Raw genomic sequence first — 16,507 nt, 5'->3', positions numbered from 1 at the left:
TTCAGCGGGCGGACCAGAGGAAGACGCCCGCGATGTGGGGTCCAGCCAGGTACTTCTCCGGCAGGTGGACCCACTGCGTTCCGGTCTGGAACTTGAAGGCGATTGCGTTGATCGCCTGTCGGTGGTCTCGCCAGCGGCCACCCCGCTTCGGCGTCCGGTCCGGGAGCAAGGGCTCAACCCGCGCCCACTGCACGTCAGTCAACGACACGCCCGGGCCAACGGTCCGGTGATCCAAACGAAACGGCCTAGCCGTCGGGCTACAGGGCGCCCCCGTAGCCCGACGGGGGGACGGGGCCCGGAGCAGGCCGGTGGCGGGCGCTAGAACAGCTTCCCGGGGTTGAGGAGGCCCAGGGGGTCGAAGACCTGCTTGATGCCGCGGTGCAACTCCACCGCGTCCGGGCCCAGTTCGCGGGCCAGCCACTCCTTCTTCAGGACGCCGACGCCGTGTTCGCCGGTGATGGTGCCGCCCAGTTGGAGGCCGAGGGCCATGATGGCGTCGAACGACTCGCGGGCCCGCCGCTCCTCGTCGGGGTCGGCCGGATCGAAGCAGACCAGCGGGTGGGTGTTGCCGTCACCGGCGTGCGCGCAGACGCCGATGGTCAGGTCGTACTTCTCGGCGATGGCGGCAGCACCCTCCAGCATCGCGGCGAGCTGCGAACGGGGCACGCAGACGTCGTCGATGAGCATCGCGGGCTTGATCCGCTCCAGCGCGGTGAAGGTCAACCGCCTTGCTTGGAGGAGGAGTTCGGACTCGGCGGCGTCCTCGGCGGGGACGACCTGGGTGGCGCCGGCCGCCTCGCACAGCGCGCCGACCGCGGCCAGGTCGGCCGCCGGATCGGGGGTGTCGAAGGCCGCCAGCAACAACACCTCGGTGGTCTCTGGCAGGCCCATCTTTGCCATGGCGTTGACCGCCCGGACGCTGGTGCGGTCCATCAGCTCCAGGAGGGACGGGGCGTGCCCCTCGGCCATGATCCGGCAGACCGCGTCGCCGGCCGCCGCCACCGAGCCGAACTCCGCGACCAGGGCCAACTGTTGGAGAGGCTCGGGCTTCAGGGCCAGGGTGGCGCGGACCACGACACCGAGGCTGCCCTCGGAGCCCACGAAGAGGCGGGTGAGGTCGTAGCCGGCGACGCCCTTGGCGGTGCGCCGGCCGGTCTTGATCAGGCGGCCGTCGGCGAGCACGACCTCCAGGCCGAGCACGTACTCGGCGGTGACGCCGTACTTCACGCAGCACAGGCCGCCCGCGGCGGTGCCGATGTTGCCGCCGATGGTGCACGTCTCCCAGCTGGAGGGGTCCGGCGGGTAGTACAGGCCGTGCTCGTTGACCGCGCGGGAGAGGACGGCGTTGACGACGCCCGGCTCGACGACCGCGATCCGGTCGACGGGGTTGATCTCCAGGATGCGGTCCATCTTGACCAGGGAGAGGACGATGCAGCCGTCGACGGCGTTGGCGGCGCCGGAGACCCCGGACCGCGCGCCCTGGGGGACGACCGGGACGCGCAGCGCGGTCGCCGTCCGCATCACGTGCTGGACCTGCTCGACGGTGCGCGGCAGGACGACCACGGCGGGGGTGCCGGCGTCGCAGAAGTTGGCCATGTCCCGGGCGTAGGAACCGGTGACGTCGGGGTCGGTGAGCAGCGCTTCCTCGGGGAGCCCGGCGCGCAGGCGTTCGATGAGGTCCATGCCCTCAGCGTCGCACCCGTGGGCCGTACACGGAAGATCGCGTACGGCCCACGGGCCAACGGGGGCAGCGCGCGGCGCCGGTCAGGCGACGGGCCGGCGGGACGGCGCGGCCGGAGCCGGCTCAGAGATTGCCGCGTCGGTCCTGCTCGCGCTCGATGGCCTCGAAGAGGGCCTTGAAGTTGCCCTTGCCGAAGCCGAGGGAGCCGTGCCGCTCGATCATCTCGAAGAAGACGGTCGGGCGGTCCTGGACCGGCTTGGTGAAGATCTGGAGCAGGTAGCCGTCCTCGTCGCGGTCGGCGAGGATCTTCAGCTCGCGCAGCTCGTCGATCGGGACCCGGGTCTCGCCGACCCACTCGCCGAGGGTGTCGTAGTACGAGCCGGGCACGTCGAGGAACTCCACGCCCGCGGCCCGCATCTGGCGGACCGACGCCACGATGTCGTTGGTGGCCAGCGCGATGTGCTGGACGCCGGGGCCGCCGTAGAACTCCAGGTACTCGTCGATCTGGGACTTCTTCTTGGCGATGGCGGGCTCGTTGAGCGGGAACTTCACCTTCTTGGTGCCGTCCGCGACGACCTTGGACATCAGCGCCGAGTACTCGGTGGCGATGTCGTCGCCGACGAACTCCTTCATGTTGGTGAAGCCCATGACGTCGTTGTAGAAGGCCACCCACTCGTTCATCTTGCCGAGCTCGACGTTGCCGACGCAGTGGTCGATCGCCTGGAAGAAACGTTTCGTCGGAGCGGCGACCAGCGGTTCCGCTGCGACGAAGCCCGGCAGGTACGGACCGTCGTAACCGGCGCGCTCCACGAGGGTGTGCCGGGTCTGCCCGTAGGTGGCGATGGCGGCCCGGACGACCGTGCCGTGCTCGTCCTTGGTCTCGTAGGGCTCGGTCAGGCCGGTGGCGCCGTGCTCGACGGCGTAGGCGTAGGCCGCGCGGGCGTCCGGCACCTCGATGGCCAGGTCGATGACGCCGTCGCCGTGCGCGGCCACGTGGTCGGCGACGAACTGGCCCCACTCGGTGGTCGGCTTGACCACGGAGGTGAACACGAAGCGGGCGCCGCCGGACTCCAGGACGTAGGAGGCCGTCTCGCGGCTGCCGGTCTCCGGGCCCTGGTAGGCGACCCGCTTCATGCCGAAGGCGGTGGAGTAGTAGTGCGCGGCCTGCTTGGCGTTGCCGACGGCGAAGACGACCGCGTCCATCCCCTTGACCGGGAAGGGGTCCGCCTGCCGGGCCGTGTGCGGGGTGGTGGGCTGGGTGTGCATCGTGGTGTCTGCCATGTCCGCAGAGTCCCGCCGATCCACAAGGTGCGCAATAGTTTGCGTATCTACTGGGCATTCTGTATAGGGGTCAGCGGGTTTCACCGAGCGTTCTGTACATCATGACCATCGAATTCGGAGGGTGCGGCGGTGGCGATCGATCATTTGGACGGGGCATTGCTGGAACTGCTCGCCCGGGAACCGCGGATCGGCGTCCTGGAGGCGTCCCGCCGGCTGGGGGTGGCCCGCGGCACAGTGCAGGCGCGGCTCGACCGGCTTCAGTCGAATGGAGTGATCAGGGGTTTCGGGCCGGACGTGGACCCCGCGGCGCTGGGCTATCCGGTGACCGCGTTCGCGACCCTGGAGATCAAGCAGGGCCAAGGCAGCGATGTGCGGGCCCACTTGGCGGGCGTACCGGAAGTGCTGGAGCTGCATACAACGACCGGGCACGGGGACATGCTGTGCAGGCTGGTGGCGCGGTCGAACGCCGATCTGCAGCGGGTGATCGACCGGGTCGTGGGCTTTGATGGCATCGTGCGGGCATCCACGGCAATCGTCATGGAAAATCCGGTTCCGCTGCGAATCATCCCGCTGGTCAAACAGGCCGCGGGCGACTGAACCGCGGCGGGCCGGCCGCAGTGGCGACGGACCGAGGAGGCGACGGGTGAGCTTCTGGGAGTACGTCGGCAGCCGGCACAGCCAGCTGCTGACGGACACGTATCAGCACGCCAGCGCGGTCTTCCAATGCATGGTGATCGCGACGGTGCTGGGCGTCGCGATCGGCGTCGCCACCTACCGCAGCGAATGGGCCGGCACGCTCGCCACCATGACGACCGCGACGATCCTGACCATCCCGTCCCTGGCCATGATCGGCCTGCTGATCCCGGTCGTCGGCCTGGGCGTCGCGCCGACCGTCGTCGCGCTGACCCTGTACGGGCTGCTGCCGGTGGTCCGCAACGCCATCGTGGGGCTGCGCGGGGTGGACCCGGCGCTGGTCGACGCGGCCAAGGGCATCGGGATGTCGCGCCTCGGCCGGCTCTTCCGGGTCGAACTCCCGCTGGCCTGGCCGCCGATCCTCACCGGCATCCGGGTCGCCACCCAGATGCTGATGGGCATCGCGGCCATCGCCGCCTTCGCCTCGGGCCCCGGCCTCGGCAACGAGATCTTCCGCGGGATCGCCTCACTGGGCAGCGCCAACGCGCTCAACCAGGTGCTCTCCGGGACGCTCGGGATCGTCGTGCTGGCCCTCCTCTTCGACGCCGCCTACGTCCTGATCGGACGCCTGACCATTTCCAGGGGGATCCGTGCCTGAGCCGTTCCCGAGCGACCCGAGCGACCCGAGCGCCACGGAGACCGCCGCGCGGCCGGCCGGCTCGGTGGGCGCCGCCATCCGGCTGGAGAACCTGACGAAGGTCTACCCGGGCACCCCCGCCCCGGCGGTCGACGACGTCAGCATGGAGATCAAGGCTGGCGAGACGGTGGTGTTCGTGGGGCCGTCCGGCTGCGGCAAGTCCACCACGCTGAAGATGATCAACCGGCTGATCGAGCCGACCTCGGGGCGGATCCGGATCGGCGACGAGGACGTCACCGACATCGACCCGGTCCGGCTGCGCCGCAAGGTCGGCTACGCCATCCAGGCGTCCGGGCTCTTCCCGCACATGACGGTGGCGCAGAACATCGCCCTGGTACCGAAGATGACCGGCTGGTCGAAGGCGCGCACCCGGCAGCGGGTGGCGGAGATGCTCGACCTGGTCGGCCTGGACCCGGGCGAGTTCCACGACCGCTACCCCCGGCAGCTCTCCGGCGGCCAGCAGCAGCGGGTCGGGGTGGCCCGCGCGCTCGCCGCCGACCCGCCGGTGCTGCTGATGGACGAGCCGTTCGGCGCCGTCGACCCGATCACCCGCGACCACCTCCAGGACGAACTGATCCGGCTCCAGCACGAGCTGCACAAGACCATCGTCTTCGTCACCCACGACTTCGACGAGGCGATCAAGCTCGGCGACCGGATCGCGGTGCTCCGCGAGCGCTCGCACATCGCCCAGTTCGACACCCCGGAGGCCATCCTCACCAATCCGGCGGACGACTTCGTCTCCGGCTTCGTGGGCGCCGGGGCGGCGCTGAAGCGACTGAACCTGACCCGGGTACGGGACGTGGCGGTGGTCGACTTCCCCACCGCGCGGGTCGACGACCCGCTCCAGTCGATCTTCGACCTGCTGCGCGACGGTGCCACCAACGAAGTGCTGCTGCTGGACCGCCACCGCCGCCCGTACAAGTGGCTGCGCCGCAGCGACCTCGCGCGCGCCAAACAGTCACTGGCCCGGGCCGGCACCCTGGTCACCGACACCGTGACCTTGGACGCGACGCTGCGCGACGCCCTGGAGGCGGTGCTGACCGACAGCGCGGGCCGGGTCGCGGTCACCGGCCGGCGCGGCGAGTTCCTCGGCGTGGTCGACATGGAGACGCTGATGAACAACGTCCACGAACTGCTGGAGGCGGACCGCCTGGAGGCCCTGGAGCACCAGCACGAACTCCAGGCGCTGCGCGCCCACCGGACCCAGCTCGCCCAGGAGGGTCTGAACGGCGCAGGCGGGGCCGAGCGCGGCCCGGGAGGCCGGGCGTGACGCCGAGCGCCGCCTCGGGCGGCGGGGACCGCAGGCGGCCCCCTGAGGGGCCCGACGGGGTCAACGGGGTCAACGGGGCGGACGGGGCGGACGGGGCGCACGGGGCAGTCCCCCCGGGCGACGCGGAGACCGCCGAGCGGGAGGTGGCGTCCGGGACGGCGCCGACCCGCTCCACCCCGGTGGGCGGGCGCCGGATCAGCTGGCAGAAGTGGACGTTCATGCCGGCGTTCCTGACCGCCGCGCTGCTGGCGACCTGGCTGTGGTTCCGCGGCGCCCGCCTGGACTCCATCGCCCACCAGGCGGTCGACGGCGGCAAGGTGTGGCTGGCGCTGCGCCAGCACCTCCAACTGACCGCCATCTCCACCTTCTTCGTGCTGGTGATCGCGATCCCGCTGGGCATCGCGCTGACCCGGCCGCGGCTGCGCCGGGCCGCCCCGTTCGCGATGGCCGTCGCCAATCTCGGGCAGGCCGTCCCGGCGCTCGGCCTGCTGGTGCTGCTGGTCATCTGGCTCGGTATCGGCGCCGGTTCGGCCATCGTCGGCATGGTGGTCTACGCCGTCCTGCCGGTGCTGGCCAACACCATCGCCGGGCTGCGCGGCATCGATCCGACGCTGACCGAGGCGGCCCGCGGGATCGGCATGTCCCCATTGGGCGTGCTGGCCAAGGTCGAACTCCCGCTGGCCGTCCCGCTGATCCTGGCCGGGGTGCGCACCGCGCTGGTGCTGAACGTGGGCACCGCGACGCTGGCCACGTTCGGCGGGGGCGGCGGGCTGGGCGACCTCATCTCGGCGGGCATCATCACCCAGCGGATGCCGGTACTGATCCTGGGCTCGGTGCTGACCGTGGCGCTGGCGCTGCTGGTCGAGTGGCTCGCCTCGTTGGCGGAACTGCTGTTGCGGCCGCGCGGATTGGAGGTGGCCACATGAGGGGGCGGAACGGCCCGAGGGCGCGGCGCCGAGGACGGCGGGGCGGCGGGCTCGCGGCGGCCGGCGCGCTGCTGCTGGCGGCCGTACTGCTCGGCGGCTGCGGGCTGGTCAGCGGCAGCCCGATGACCGACGACGTGGTCCCCGGGACGGTCGGCCGGGGGCTGCCCCTCAAGGGCGCCGAACTCACCGTCACCTCGAAGGAGTTCACCGAGAACATCATCCTCGGCCAGATCATGGGGCTGGTCTTCAAGGCGGCCGGCGCCACCGTCATCGACAAGACCAACATCCAGGGCACCATCGGCGCCCGGGAGGCGGTCCGCACCGGCACCGCGGACGGGATGTACGAGTACACCGGCACCGGCTGGATCACCCACCTCGGGCACGTCAAGCCGATCCCGGACCCGCACCAGCAGTGGGTGGCGGTACGCGACGCCGACCGGCGCAACGGCATCGTCTGGCTGCCGCAGTCCCAGCTGAACAACACCTATGCGCTGGCGCTGAACGCCGCCAACGAGAAGAAGTACCGGGTGCGCACCCTCTCCGACGTCGCCGCGCTGCTGAAGAAGGACCCCCGCGCGGTCACCCTGTGCGTGGAGAACGAGTTCGCCACCCGCAACGACGGCCTGCCCGGTATGGCGAAGGCGTACGGCATGGACGTCCCGTCGGGCAACGTCCGGCGGATGACCGGCGGCGTGGTCTACACCGAGACGGCGAAGGGGACGTCCTGCACCTTCGGCGAGGTCTTCACCACCGACGGCCGGATCAAGGCGATGGGACTGACCGTCCTCGCGGACGACCAGCACTTCTTCCCGAACTACAACGCCGCGCCGGAGATCAACGCCGCCGCGCTGCGGAAGTACCCGCAGATCGCCACCGTCCTCGCCCCGGTCACCGCCGCCCTGAACAACGAGGTCGCCCAGAAGCTCAACGCCAGGGTCGACGTCGAGGGCCGGGATCCGCACGAGGTCGCCAAGGCGTGGCTCCTCCAGGAGGGCTTCATCAAGAAGGGCGGCGGATAACCCCGCTGAGCGGAGCAGCAGTTGCGGTATCTTCCCCTCACCCTGCAAGGGGTCGGTTCGGGCTGGACCGCAACCTCCGGTTGGAAGCCCCCTCCATCAGGCGGGGAGCGGAGTCACGCAGGCATCCCGTATCCAGGTTGTCTTGCTTCGGTGCCTCTACCGCCGTTCTGATCGGCGCAGGCACCACTGTCGCGTCTCTGGTCGACGCAGGCACCTTGGCCACGCCTTTCGGCCGCGGCCAAGGCCAACCTCATCGCCATCGACAGGGTCGCGCTGGCCGCGCCGGGCCTGCGGGTGGACGTCACCTACTCCTGCGACCCCGGCATGAACCACCAGCTGGTCGCCAACGCCGAGCAGATCACCTCCTCGAAGCTGGCGGCGCGCGGGGCGGGCACCCTCAAGGTCGACAAGCTCGTCTGCGACTACGCCGACCACACCACACAGGTACGGCTCCGCCCGGCCGACCAGGGCTTCGCCAAGGGCGACAAGGTGAAGGTCACCGTCTTCTACTTCGACGACGACGGCTTCCGCTACGCCGACCGGGAGACCACCGCGACCCTCTGAGCGCGACCCGCCCGGGCCGCCTGCCGCGTGCGGCCGGGCCCGTCGCCGGGCCCTCGGACTCAACCGGTGCAGCTGGGAACCTCACCGCCGGAGTTGAGGGCCTTCAGGGCGTCCACCGCCCCGTCCAGGGTGGTGACCGGGATCAGCCGCATCCCTGCGGGGAGCTCGACGCGGGCGTCGGTGCACTCCTTGCGCGGGACGAGGAAGACCGTCGCGCCGTCGCGGTGCGCGGCCTGGGTCTTGAGCGCCACCCCGCCGACCGCGCCGACCGTGCCGTCGGCGTCGATGGTGCCGGTCCCCGCGATGGTCCGGCCGCCGGTGAGGTCGCGCCCGGCGCCGTCACCGGCCAGCTTGTCGACGATGCCCAGCGCGAACATCAGGCCGGCGCTGGGCCCGCCGACGTCCGCCAGGCTCAAGGTGACCTTGACGTCCTTGGGGGACTTGTCCAGCCGGCCCAGCGCGGCCTGGGTGGCGCTGTCCTGCGACTGCTTCATCTGCTCCGCGTTGTGCTCGGCGATCTCCTCGGTGTTGTTGCCCACCGGGTAGACCGAATCCCGCGGCATCACCGCCTCGTCGGTGCGGAACCACGCCCGGACCACGTCCGGCAGGTGGACGGAGGCGTCCGGTCCGGTGGCGGTGATGGAGGTCATCCGCAGCTGCCCGCTGGTGTCGCGGGTGTGGGGGCCGGAGATGGTGATCACCGGCTTGCCCTTGTCGTCGCCGAGGACGTTGGCCGTGATGCCCGGGTACGCGACCGAGTACGGCAGCGGTGCCAGGGCCGCGGTGACGAGCACGGCGAGGACGGGGACGGTGCAGACCAGCAGGGCACGGGCACGTGAGGACACTCCGCCACCCTAAATGACCCCCGCCCCGACCGCCCCGTGCGGCGCCCTGGCCGCACGGCAGCGGCACAGGGTCACCACATGGGGCACGTGATCCCCACGGGCTTGCCGGGCCGACGGCGGACCGCCGTCGGCGTCAGCGCAGCGCCTCGGCGACCTCCCGGGCCGCGTCCACCACCCGCGGCCCGATCTGCTCCGCGACGCTGTCCGTGAGCATCACCACGCCCACGCTGCCCTCTATGCCGCTGACCCCGAGCAGCGGTGCCGCGGCACCGCTGGCGCCGGCCTCCAACTCCCCGTGGGTCAGGGCGAGTCCGGCGTCCTGGAGGCGGCCCTGGCGGGCCTTGAGGATCGCCCGCCCGGCGGCTCCACGGTCCAGCGGATGACGGAACCCGGCCCGGTAGGCGACGTGGTAGTCGGTCCAGGTCGGCTCGACGACCGCGACCGCCAGTGCCTCGGTGCCGTCGACGAGGGTGAGGTGTGCGGTGGCGCCGACGTCCTCGGCGAGCGACCGCAGCGCCGGCAGTGCGGCCTCTCTGACCAGGGGGTGGACCTGGCGGCCCAGGCGGAGCACGCCCAGTCCGACCCGGGCCCGGCCGCCGGCGTCCCGGCGTACCAGAGCGTGCTGCTCCAGCGTCGCCAGCAGGCGGTAGACCACGGTGCGGTTGACGCCGAGTTTGTGCGAGAGCTCGGTGACGGTCAGGCCGTGATCGGTGTCGGCAAGCAGTTTGAGGACGCGCAGTCCTCGGTCGAGCGTCTGGGAGGTCTCTGCGGTCACGACGCCCCTCCTGAAGTGAGTGGCGGCGTCCGTGCGCGGCGCACTGCCCGTCCCGGAGCAGCACGCAAGAGCCGCCGGCCGCTTTGCACCGGCTGCGCTCCGCGGCGGCGCTGCCACGGGGCGTGTGCGTGACCGGGACAGTAGCGAGCCACTCCGGTCAGCGGAAGAGTGCGTCCAGAATCCGGGCTTTCGCGCCCGGAATATCCCCTCTTGTCCGCACCGTGGTCCACCTCAGAGGGGGCCGGGACGCGCCACCGTGACCGGCCCGTGATCCCCGGCCGCATGCCGCCCGGCGGCCCGCGCCGCGCCCCGCACACCACGTCCGCACGGAACCCGCACCGGACCTCCCCGACGCGTTCCCCGAGCCGACACCGCCCGGGCCTACCGGCACCACCGCCGGCGCCGGCTCCGGCCCGCCAGCCGGCCGGTCGCACCCGGGGACGCGCTCAGCGCATCCGCGTGGCCCACTCCCGCACCTTCTTGATGCGCTCGCCGAGCTGCCCGGCCGTCGCCTCCGCGCTCGGCGGGCCGCCGCACACCCGGCGCAGCTCGGTGTGGATCACCCCGTGCGGTTTGCCGCTCTGGTGGACGTAGGCACCCACCAGCGTGTTCAGCTGCTTGCGCAGTTCCAGCAGTTCCTTGTGCGTGACCACCGGCCGCCGTTCGGCGGGCATTTCGAGCAGGTCCGCCTCGGTGTCCGGCTTCTTCCGGCTGTGCGCGATCTGCCGGGCCTGCCGCTTCTGCAACAGCAACTGCACCTGGTCGGGCTCCAGCAGCCCGGGGATGCCGAGGTAGTCCTCCTCCTCCTCGCTGCCGGCGTGCGCCTGCATGCCGAACTCGGCGCCGTCGTAGAGCACCCGGTCGAAGACCGCCTCCGACTCCAGCGCCTCGAACGAGAACTGCTCCTGCTCCCCGGTGTCCTCGTCCTGCTCCTTGTTCGCCTCGTCCATCTCCTTCTCGGACTCGGCGTACGGGTCCTCCTCGCCGTCCTTCTTCGGCTTGTCGAGCACGTGGTCGCGCTCGACCTCCATCTCGTTGGCGAAGCCGAGCAGCGAAGGGACGGTGGGCAGGAAGACGGACGCGGTCTCGCCGCGCTTGCGGGACCGGACGAAGCGGCCGACCGCCTGCGCGAAGAACAGCGGGGTGGAGATCGTGGTGGCGTACACCCCGACCGCGAGCCGCGGCACGTCCACGCCCTCGGACACCATCCGGACCGCGACCATCCAGCGGTCGTCGGAATCGGCGAAGTCGTCGATGCGCTGCGAGGCGCCCGTGTCGTCGGACAGCACCAGGGTCGCGCCCTGCCCGGTGATCTCCCGGATCAGCTTGGCGTACGCCCGGGCCTGCTCCTGGTCGGAGGCGATCACCAGGGCACCGGCGTCCGGGATGCCCTTACGGACCTCGGTCAGCCGGCGGTCGGCGGCCCGCAGCACGTTCGGCATCCACTCGCCGCGCGGATCCAGCGCGGTGCGCCACGCCTGGGACACCGCGTCCTTGGTCATCGGCTCGCCCAGCCGCGCCGCGATCTCGTCGCCGGCCTTGGTCCGCCAGCGCATGTTCCCGCTGTAGGAGAGGAAGATGACCGGCCGGACGACGCCGTCGGAGAGCGCGTTCCCGTAGCCGTAGGTGTAGTCCGCCGACGACCGGCGGATCCCGTCGTTGCCCTCCTCGTAGGCCACGAACGGGATGGGGTTGGTGTCGGACCGGAAGGGCGTACCGGTCAGCGCCAGCCGCCGGGTCGCCGGCTCGAACGCCTCCAGGCACGCCTCGCCCCACGACTTCGAGTCACCGGCGTGGTGGATCTCGTCGAGGATGACCAGGGTCTTGCGCTGCTCGATCCGGTTGCGGTGCAGCATCGGGCGCACCCCGACACCGGCGTAGGTGATCGCGATGCCGTGGTACTCGCGGCCCAGCGGCCCGGCGCTGTACTCCGGGTCCAGCTTGATCCCGATCCGGGCCGCGGCCTCCGCCCACTGCTTCTTCAGGTGCTCGGTCGGCGCGACCACCGTCACCTGCTGCACGACGTGGTGGTGCAGCAGCCACGAGGCGAGGGTCAGCGCGAACGTCGTCTTGCCGGCGCCGGGCGTGGCCACGGCGAGGAAGTCTCTCGGCTGGGTCTGGAGGTACCGGTCCATGGCCGCCTGCTGCCAGGCGCGCAGCTTGTTCGCGGTACCCCACGGGGCCCGCCCCGGGAAAGCCGGGGACAGGTGATGGCTGTTGGTGGCGCTGGTGGTAGTAGTCACGGTCTCCGTCGGCTGAAGTCGGCGATCGGCAACCGCGTCAGCCTACCGGTGCCCCGCTTTCCCCCCGGCGCCGAAGGCCCACTCCCACCCGAGGGTGGGAGCGACGTCACACCGCACCGGCCACCAGCGGCGGTGGACACCCCTGGGGCCGGGCCGATGGGTCACGGCCGGGTCCGCGGCGTCTGACGCGGCCTGTCCGACCCCGACCCACCGGACCGGCCCCGGCGGTATTGCCCTGTGAGGTTGGGCCCGCTGCCGGCTTTCGGGCGCAGCCGGGTGGACACCACCACACCGGCAGCCGCCACCACCGCCATCGCCACGAAGACCGCCAGGAACGCCGCGGGGTGGCTCACCGGGGCGGCGCCCCCGGCGGTGGCCGACGCGGCGCCGGCCGCGGCGATCGAACCGCCACCGAACGCCACGAACAGCACCCCGCTGACGCCGACGAAGGTCACATTGCCCAGCGCATCGGACATCTGGAGGGACGAGGAGTTGCTGCCCGCCTCCTCCGGACGGGACAGCTTCAGCAGCAGCACGCCGCCACTGGAGATGTTCAGGCCCATGCCGAATCCGCCGATCGTCCACGCCGCGGCCACCGTCCAGACCGGCACCGCGTCGATCAGCACCAGCGGCACCAGCAGGATCGCCGTCGCCAACAGCGCCATGCCCAGGCCCATCAGCCGCTCGCGGTGCGGGTCCAGGCGCGGGCGGCTCTGGACGTACGAGCCGAGCGCCCAAGTCAGACCGCCGCCGGTGAGCGAGAGGCCGGCCAGGGTGGCGGACAGCCCGCGCTGGGTGACCAGCAGCAGCGGGATGAAGCTCTCGGCCGCCACCAGCGCCCCGGCGGCCAGACCGCGCATCAGCACCACCGCCGGCAGCCCACGCCCCGCCCGGAACGTGCCGCGGGGCAGCAGCCGCACGATGGCCGGGGCCAGCAGCGCCAACCCGACGACCGCCGGCACCAGCGCGAACCAGCTCGGGTGCTGGCCCGCGTACTGCAACAGCGACGCACCCACCGCGACCGCCAGGGCCAGCCGGCAGCGGCGGCTGCCGAGGATCTGCCGGAGGCCGCCGTCCGGGACCGGGGCGGTGCGCGGCAGCTTGCGCAGCGCCGGCAGCATCACCGCGAGCGGCAGGAGTATCAGCACGGGTATGGAGAGGAACACCCAGCGCCAGCCGAGCTGTTCGGTGACCGTCCCGGCGACCAGCGGTCCGACGATCACCGGCACCACCCAGGCCGCCGAGAACGACGCCATGACCGACGCCCGCAGCCGCTCGGGATAGCCGCGGCCGACGACGACGTACAGCGACACCAGCGCCAGGCCCCCGCCCAGGCCCTGGACCCCGCGCCCGGCGACGAACATGCCCATGCTCTGCGCCCCGCCGGCGATCAGCAGCCCCGCGCCGAACGCGGCGATCCCGCTGAACAGCGGCGCCAGCGGTCCGCGCCGGTCGCTCCACACGCCGGAGAGCGCCATGGCGAACAGGCTGGCCGTGAAGAAGGCCGAGAAGGCGAAGGCGTAGAGCCCGATGCCGTCGAGGGCGCGGGCCGCCACCGGCATGGCGGTGTTCACCGCGCTCGCCTCGAAGGCGATGAGGGATACGACGGAGATGATGCCGAGGGTCAGCGCGCGGTGCTCCCGGCCGAGGACGCCCCCGGAGCCGTCCGGGGGCGGGGCGGCGGCGGGGGCGGCGGCACTGCCCGTCGCGGCGGGGACGGCCGCGTCCGCGGGGCTCGAAGGGTCAGCGGTCATCGGGCCAGCGTAAGGGCCGCAGGGCGGTTGCACCCCTGTCCGGAGTCGGGGATTCCCTCCGCCGTCGGTCCTACACCGCACGTCGCGTGAACCGCGTGTTGCAGCCTCATGGCAGCCTGCCCGCCGCTCTTGTCCGACCCCCCGCCCCGCGGCCTACAGTCGGGACAGCACCGCACCCCGGCCGTGTGCCCGAGTGGTTTAGGGACTCGCCTGCAAAGCGAGTTACGCGGGTTCGATTCCCGCCACGGCCTCCCATGCCTTGACCAGGCAGAAGGAAAGGGCGGCACCCCATGAGGGGTGCCGCCCTTTCGGTCGTCCGTCTCCGTTCCCGTCGCGCTTGGCCCCTACGAGGGCGCCGGCGCGCCCTCAGCGCGACGGCATCACTTCGAAATCACCGCGGCACCACCGCGGCACCACTGCGGAATCACTGCGGAATCTGCGACGACTGCACCGGCTGTGCCACCGCCGCCTGCGGTCGGATCGGCAGTCGGCCGATCGGCCGGCCGGTGGCGGCCCGGACCGCCGACGCCACCGCGGCCGGCGAGGTCACCACCGGCACCGCGCTGGCCGCCTTGGCGCCGAACGGCGCGACCACATCGCGCTCCTCGATGAGCTTGACGATCCGGATGTCCGGCGCGTCCAACGCGGTCGGCAGCGCATAGCCGGTCAGGTCGGGGTGGCGGACCTCACCACGGGTGGTGCGGAGGTTCTCCATCAGTGCGGCACCCAGGCCCTGGGTGACCCCGGCCTCGATCCGGGCCCGCAGCTGGCGCGGGTTGAGCACCCGGCCGACGTCCTGCGCCACGGTCATCTCCACCACCCGGACGGTGCCCAGTTCGATGTCCACGTCGGCGACGCAGCGGATGGCGCAGAACGCCAGCCCGACGAACGCATCGCCCTGACCGGTCTCGTCCAGCGGCTCGGTGGGGTGCGGCCGGCACTGCGCGGTGGCCCACAGTTCCTTGCCGTCCAACGCCTCGGCAACGGTGGTGCTGAGCACCCCGTCGTAGGAGGTGATCTTGCCGTCGGCGATCTGGAGCAGCTCCGTGGACATCCCGAACTTGTGGGCCAGCGGTTGGAGGAGCTGGGTGCGGACCATCTTCGCGGCCCGCTCGACGGCACCGCCGGAGACCCAGGTGTGCCGGCCGTGGCAGGCCCGACCGGCCGGCGGCTGGTCGGTGTCCACGCCCGCGACGTGTACCTCCTCGACGCCCAGGGTCTCCTGGACGATCTGCCGCGCCAACGTGGCGAACCCGGAACCGGTCTCCACCGCGGCGCAGATGACGGTCGCGACCGAGCCGCTGACCTTCACGGTCGCGGTGGACACCTCGTCGGCGCCCTCCGCGCCCAACATGTGCACCATGCCGAGCGCGTAGCCGACCCCGCGCCGGACCGCGCCCGGTTCGCCCGCGCCCTCGGCGCCGCCCGGCAGCAGCCACTCCGCCTCGGGGGTGTCCTTGGGCAGCTCGGGCAGCGGCGCCTCGGTGACGGCACGCAGGAGTTCGGAGACCGGGGCGGGGCAGGTGACGGTCTGCCCGGTGGGCAGCAGGTCGCCGGTGGCCATGGCGTTGCGCCGGCGGATCTCGTCCGGCTCCAGGTCCAACTGGGCGGCGAGCTTGTCCATCTGGCCCTCGTAGGCGGCGCAGACCTGAAGCGCACCCTCGCCGCGCATGTGCCCGGACGGCGGGTTGTTGGTGCGGACCGCCCAGCCCTCGACGACGGCGTGCGGGACGACGTACGGGCCGCAGGCGAACGAGACCGCGGCGGCCAGCGCCTCGGCGGAGGTGTCCGCGTAGGCGCCGGCGTCCATCAGGATCTGCGCCTCCACCTTCACCAGCTTGCCGTCGCCGTCCGCGTGATGGCGGTAGCGCAGCAGCGTGGGGTGGCGGTGGGCGTGCGTGAGGAAGGACTCCTCCCGGGTGGCAGCCAGCTTCACCGGGCATCCCGTACGGAGCGCCAGCAGGCCCAGGGACAGCTGGATGCTGGGGTCCTCGCGGTCGGCGGTGGCACCGGGCACGCCGGTCACCACGACCTTGACCTGTTCCGGTTGCAGGCCGAAGGAGGCCGCGGCCAGATCGCGGTCGGTGTGCGGGTCGGTGGAGGCGGTGTAGATCTCCACCCCGCCGTCCGGGCGCGGCACCGCGAGGCCGGCCTCGGCCCCGATGGGCGCCGGGTCCTGGCGGCCGATCCGGTAGAAGCCCTCGACCATCACCTCGCCGATCGCCTCGGCGTCGCCGAAGCGGAGCGGGATGTGCCGGATGAGGTTGCCGTCGGGGTGCAGCGGCTCGGCCTCGAAGGCGAGTTGGGGATCGGTGACGGCCTCCAGGACCTCGTACTCGACCACGATGGCGGCGGCGGCCAGCCGGGCCGTGTCCGGGTGGTCGGCGGCCACCGCGGCGATCGGCTCACCGTGGTAGCGGACCTCGTCCCTGGCGAACACCGGCCGGTCGGCGATGCCCCGGCCGTGCCCCTTGTCGCCGGGCACGTCCTCGTGCGTGACGACGGCGTGCACGCCCGGCATCTCCGTGGCGTGCCGGGTGTCCACGGACCGGATCCGCGCCCGGGGGTGCGGGGAGCGCAGCACCGCCGCCCACAACAGGCCCTCGGCCCACAGGTCGGCGGCGTACGGGAAGGTGCCCTCGGCCTTGGCCGCCGCATCGGCGGGCGTCAGGGAGACGCCCAGCCCGTGCAGCGGCGGTTCGACGGGGATCTGGACGCCCGCGGGGGGCGTCGCGGTGACGGCTCCGGCGCCGTCGGTCGTGCCGCTCATGCCGAGTCCTCGCTCCGCTCGCCCGCGCATCCGCGAGGCGCACACCTCT

The 16,507-nt window shown here is 72.1% G+C and carries 14 protein-coding genes and 1 tRNA gene; 7 read left to right on the top strand and 8 right to left on the bottom strand.

Features of this window, described 5'->3' with window-relative positions:
* Position 1: 1 nt before the first annotated feature.
* From ACO0M4_RS23420 to hppD, 3 genes are all read right to left on the bottom strand, one after another.
* Complete coding sequence (locus ACO0M4_RS23420; RefSeq protein WP_430373913.1) at positions 2 to 193, bottom strand: transposase; 192 nt, start codon at positions 191 to 193, stop codon at positions 2 to 4.
* Between the two features lie 125 nt (positions 194 to 318).
* The gene (locus ACO0M4_RS23415) at positions 319 to 1,683 is read right to left on the bottom strand and encodes an FAD-binding oxidoreductase (protein ID WP_430372888.1); all 1,365 of its coding nucleotides are present in this window, start codon (positions 1,681 to 1,683) and stop codon (positions 319 to 321) included.
* Between the two features lie 121 nt (positions 1,684 to 1,804).
* Complete coding sequence (gene hppD, locus ACO0M4_RS23410; RefSeq protein WP_430372887.1) at positions 1,805 to 2,962, bottom strand: 4-hydroxyphenylpyruvate dioxygenase; 1,158 nt, start codon at positions 2,960 to 2,962, stop codon at positions 1,805 to 1,807.
* A gap of 129 nt (positions 2,963 to 3,091) precedes the next feature.
* Here hppD and ACO0M4_RS23405 point away from each other — a divergent pair, with 129 nt between their 5' ends.
* The 6 genes from ACO0M4_RS23405 (at position 3,092) to ACO0M4_RS23380 (ending at position 8,071) form a co-directional block, all read left to right on the top strand.
* On the top strand, positions 3,092 to 3,559 hold the full coding sequence (locus ACO0M4_RS23405; protein ID WP_100604632.1) for an Lrp/AsnC family transcriptional regulator: 468 nt from the start codon (positions 3,092 to 3,094) through the stop codon (positions 3,557 to 3,559).
* Between the two features lie 46 nt (positions 3,560 to 3,605).
* Entirely contained in the window at positions 3,606 to 4,253 is a 648-nt protein-coding gene (locus tag ACO0M4_RS23400; RefSeq protein ID WP_430372886.1) for an ABC transporter permease, read from the top strand.
* Positions 4,254 to 4,335: 82 nt separating this feature from the next.
* Positions 4,336 to 5,562 (top strand): ABC transporter ATP-binding protein, encoded by a 1,227-nt coding sequence (locus ACO0M4_RS23395; RefSeq protein ID WP_430373912.1) that lies wholly within the window; start codon positions 4,336 to 4,338, stop codon positions 5,560 to 5,562.
* Positions 5,559 to 6,488, top strand: coding sequence for an ABC transporter permease (locus tag ACO0M4_RS23390; RefSeq protein ID WP_430372885.1), 930 nt, complete (start codon positions 5,559 to 5,561; stop codon positions 6,486 to 6,488). The genes ACO0M4_RS23395 and ACO0M4_RS23390 overlap by 4 nt, the downstream gene beginning before the upstream one ends.
* The gene (locus tag ACO0M4_RS23385; RefSeq protein ID WP_430372884.1) at positions 6,485 to 7,507 is read left to right on the top strand and encodes a glycine betaine ABC transporter substrate-binding protein; all 1,023 of its coding nucleotides are present in this window, start codon (positions 6,485 to 6,487) and stop codon (positions 7,505 to 7,507) included. The genes ACO0M4_RS23390 and ACO0M4_RS23385 overlap by 4 nt, the downstream gene beginning before the upstream one ends.
* A 294-nt stretch (positions 7,508 to 7,801) precedes the next feature.
* Positions 7,802 to 8,071, top strand: a complete 270-nt coding sequence (locus tag ACO0M4_RS23380; RefSeq protein WP_430372883.1) for a hypothetical protein — start codon at positions 7,802 to 7,804, stop codon at positions 8,069 to 8,071.
* A gap of 59 nt (positions 8,072 to 8,130) precedes the next feature.
* On the opposite strand, the gene ACO0M4_RS23375 is transcribed toward ACO0M4_RS23380, so the two are convergent.
* The 4 genes from ACO0M4_RS23375 to ACO0M4_RS23360 all read right to left on the bottom strand — a co-directional run bounded on the left by ACO0M4_RS23375 (position 8,131) and on the right by ACO0M4_RS23360 (position 13,688).
* On the bottom strand, positions 8,131 to 8,916 hold the full coding sequence (locus tag ACO0M4_RS23375) for a YlbL family protein (RefSeq protein WP_430372882.1): 786 nt from the start codon (positions 8,914 to 8,916) through the stop codon (positions 8,131 to 8,133).
* A gap of 133 nt (positions 8,917 to 9,049) precedes the next feature.
* Positions 9,050 to 9,691, bottom strand: coding sequence for an IclR family transcriptional regulator (locus ACO0M4_RS23370; protein WP_430372881.1), 642 nt, complete (start codon positions 9,689 to 9,691; stop codon positions 9,050 to 9,052).
* A 446-nt stretch (positions 9,692 to 10,137) separates the two neighbouring features.
* Positions 10,138 to 11,934 carry a DEAD/DEAH box helicase gene (locus ACO0M4_RS23365; protein WP_430372880.1) on the bottom strand — a complete coding sequence of 599 codons (1,797 nt, stop codon included), beginning with the start codon at positions 11,932 to 11,934 and terminating at the stop codon, positions 10,138 to 10,140.
* Positions 11,935 to 12,095: 161 nt separating this feature from the next.
* Positions 12,096 to 13,688 (bottom strand): MFS transporter, encoded by a 1,593-nt coding sequence (locus ACO0M4_RS23360; protein ID WP_430372879.1) that lies wholly within the window; start codon positions 13,686 to 13,688, stop codon positions 12,096 to 12,098.
* 179 nt (positions 13,689 to 13,867) lie between these two features.
* Here ACO0M4_RS23360 and ACO0M4_RS23355 point away from each other — a divergent pair.
* Positions 13,868 to 13,939 (top strand) — tRNA-Cys (locus ACO0M4_RS23355).
* Between the two features lie 173 nt (positions 13,940 to 14,112).
* On the opposite strand, the gene ACO0M4_RS23350 is transcribed toward ACO0M4_RS23355, so the two are convergent.
* Complete coding sequence (locus ACO0M4_RS23350) at positions 14,113 to 16,458, bottom strand: xanthine dehydrogenase family protein molybdopterin-binding subunit (RefSeq protein WP_430372878.1); 2,346 nt, start codon at positions 16,456 to 16,458, stop codon at positions 14,113 to 14,115.
* Positions 16,459 to 16,507 lie beyond the last annotated feature (49 nt).

It is taken from the genome of Streptomyces sp. RGM 3693, assembly GCF_050471125.1.
In the GTDB taxonomy this organism is placed as follows: domain Bacteria; phylum Actinomycetota; class Actinomycetes; order Streptomycetales; family Streptomycetaceae; genus Streptomyces.
The sequence above is the reverse complement of the archived record's forward strand: the minus strand, read 5'-3'. Positions and strand labels throughout refer to the sequence as shown.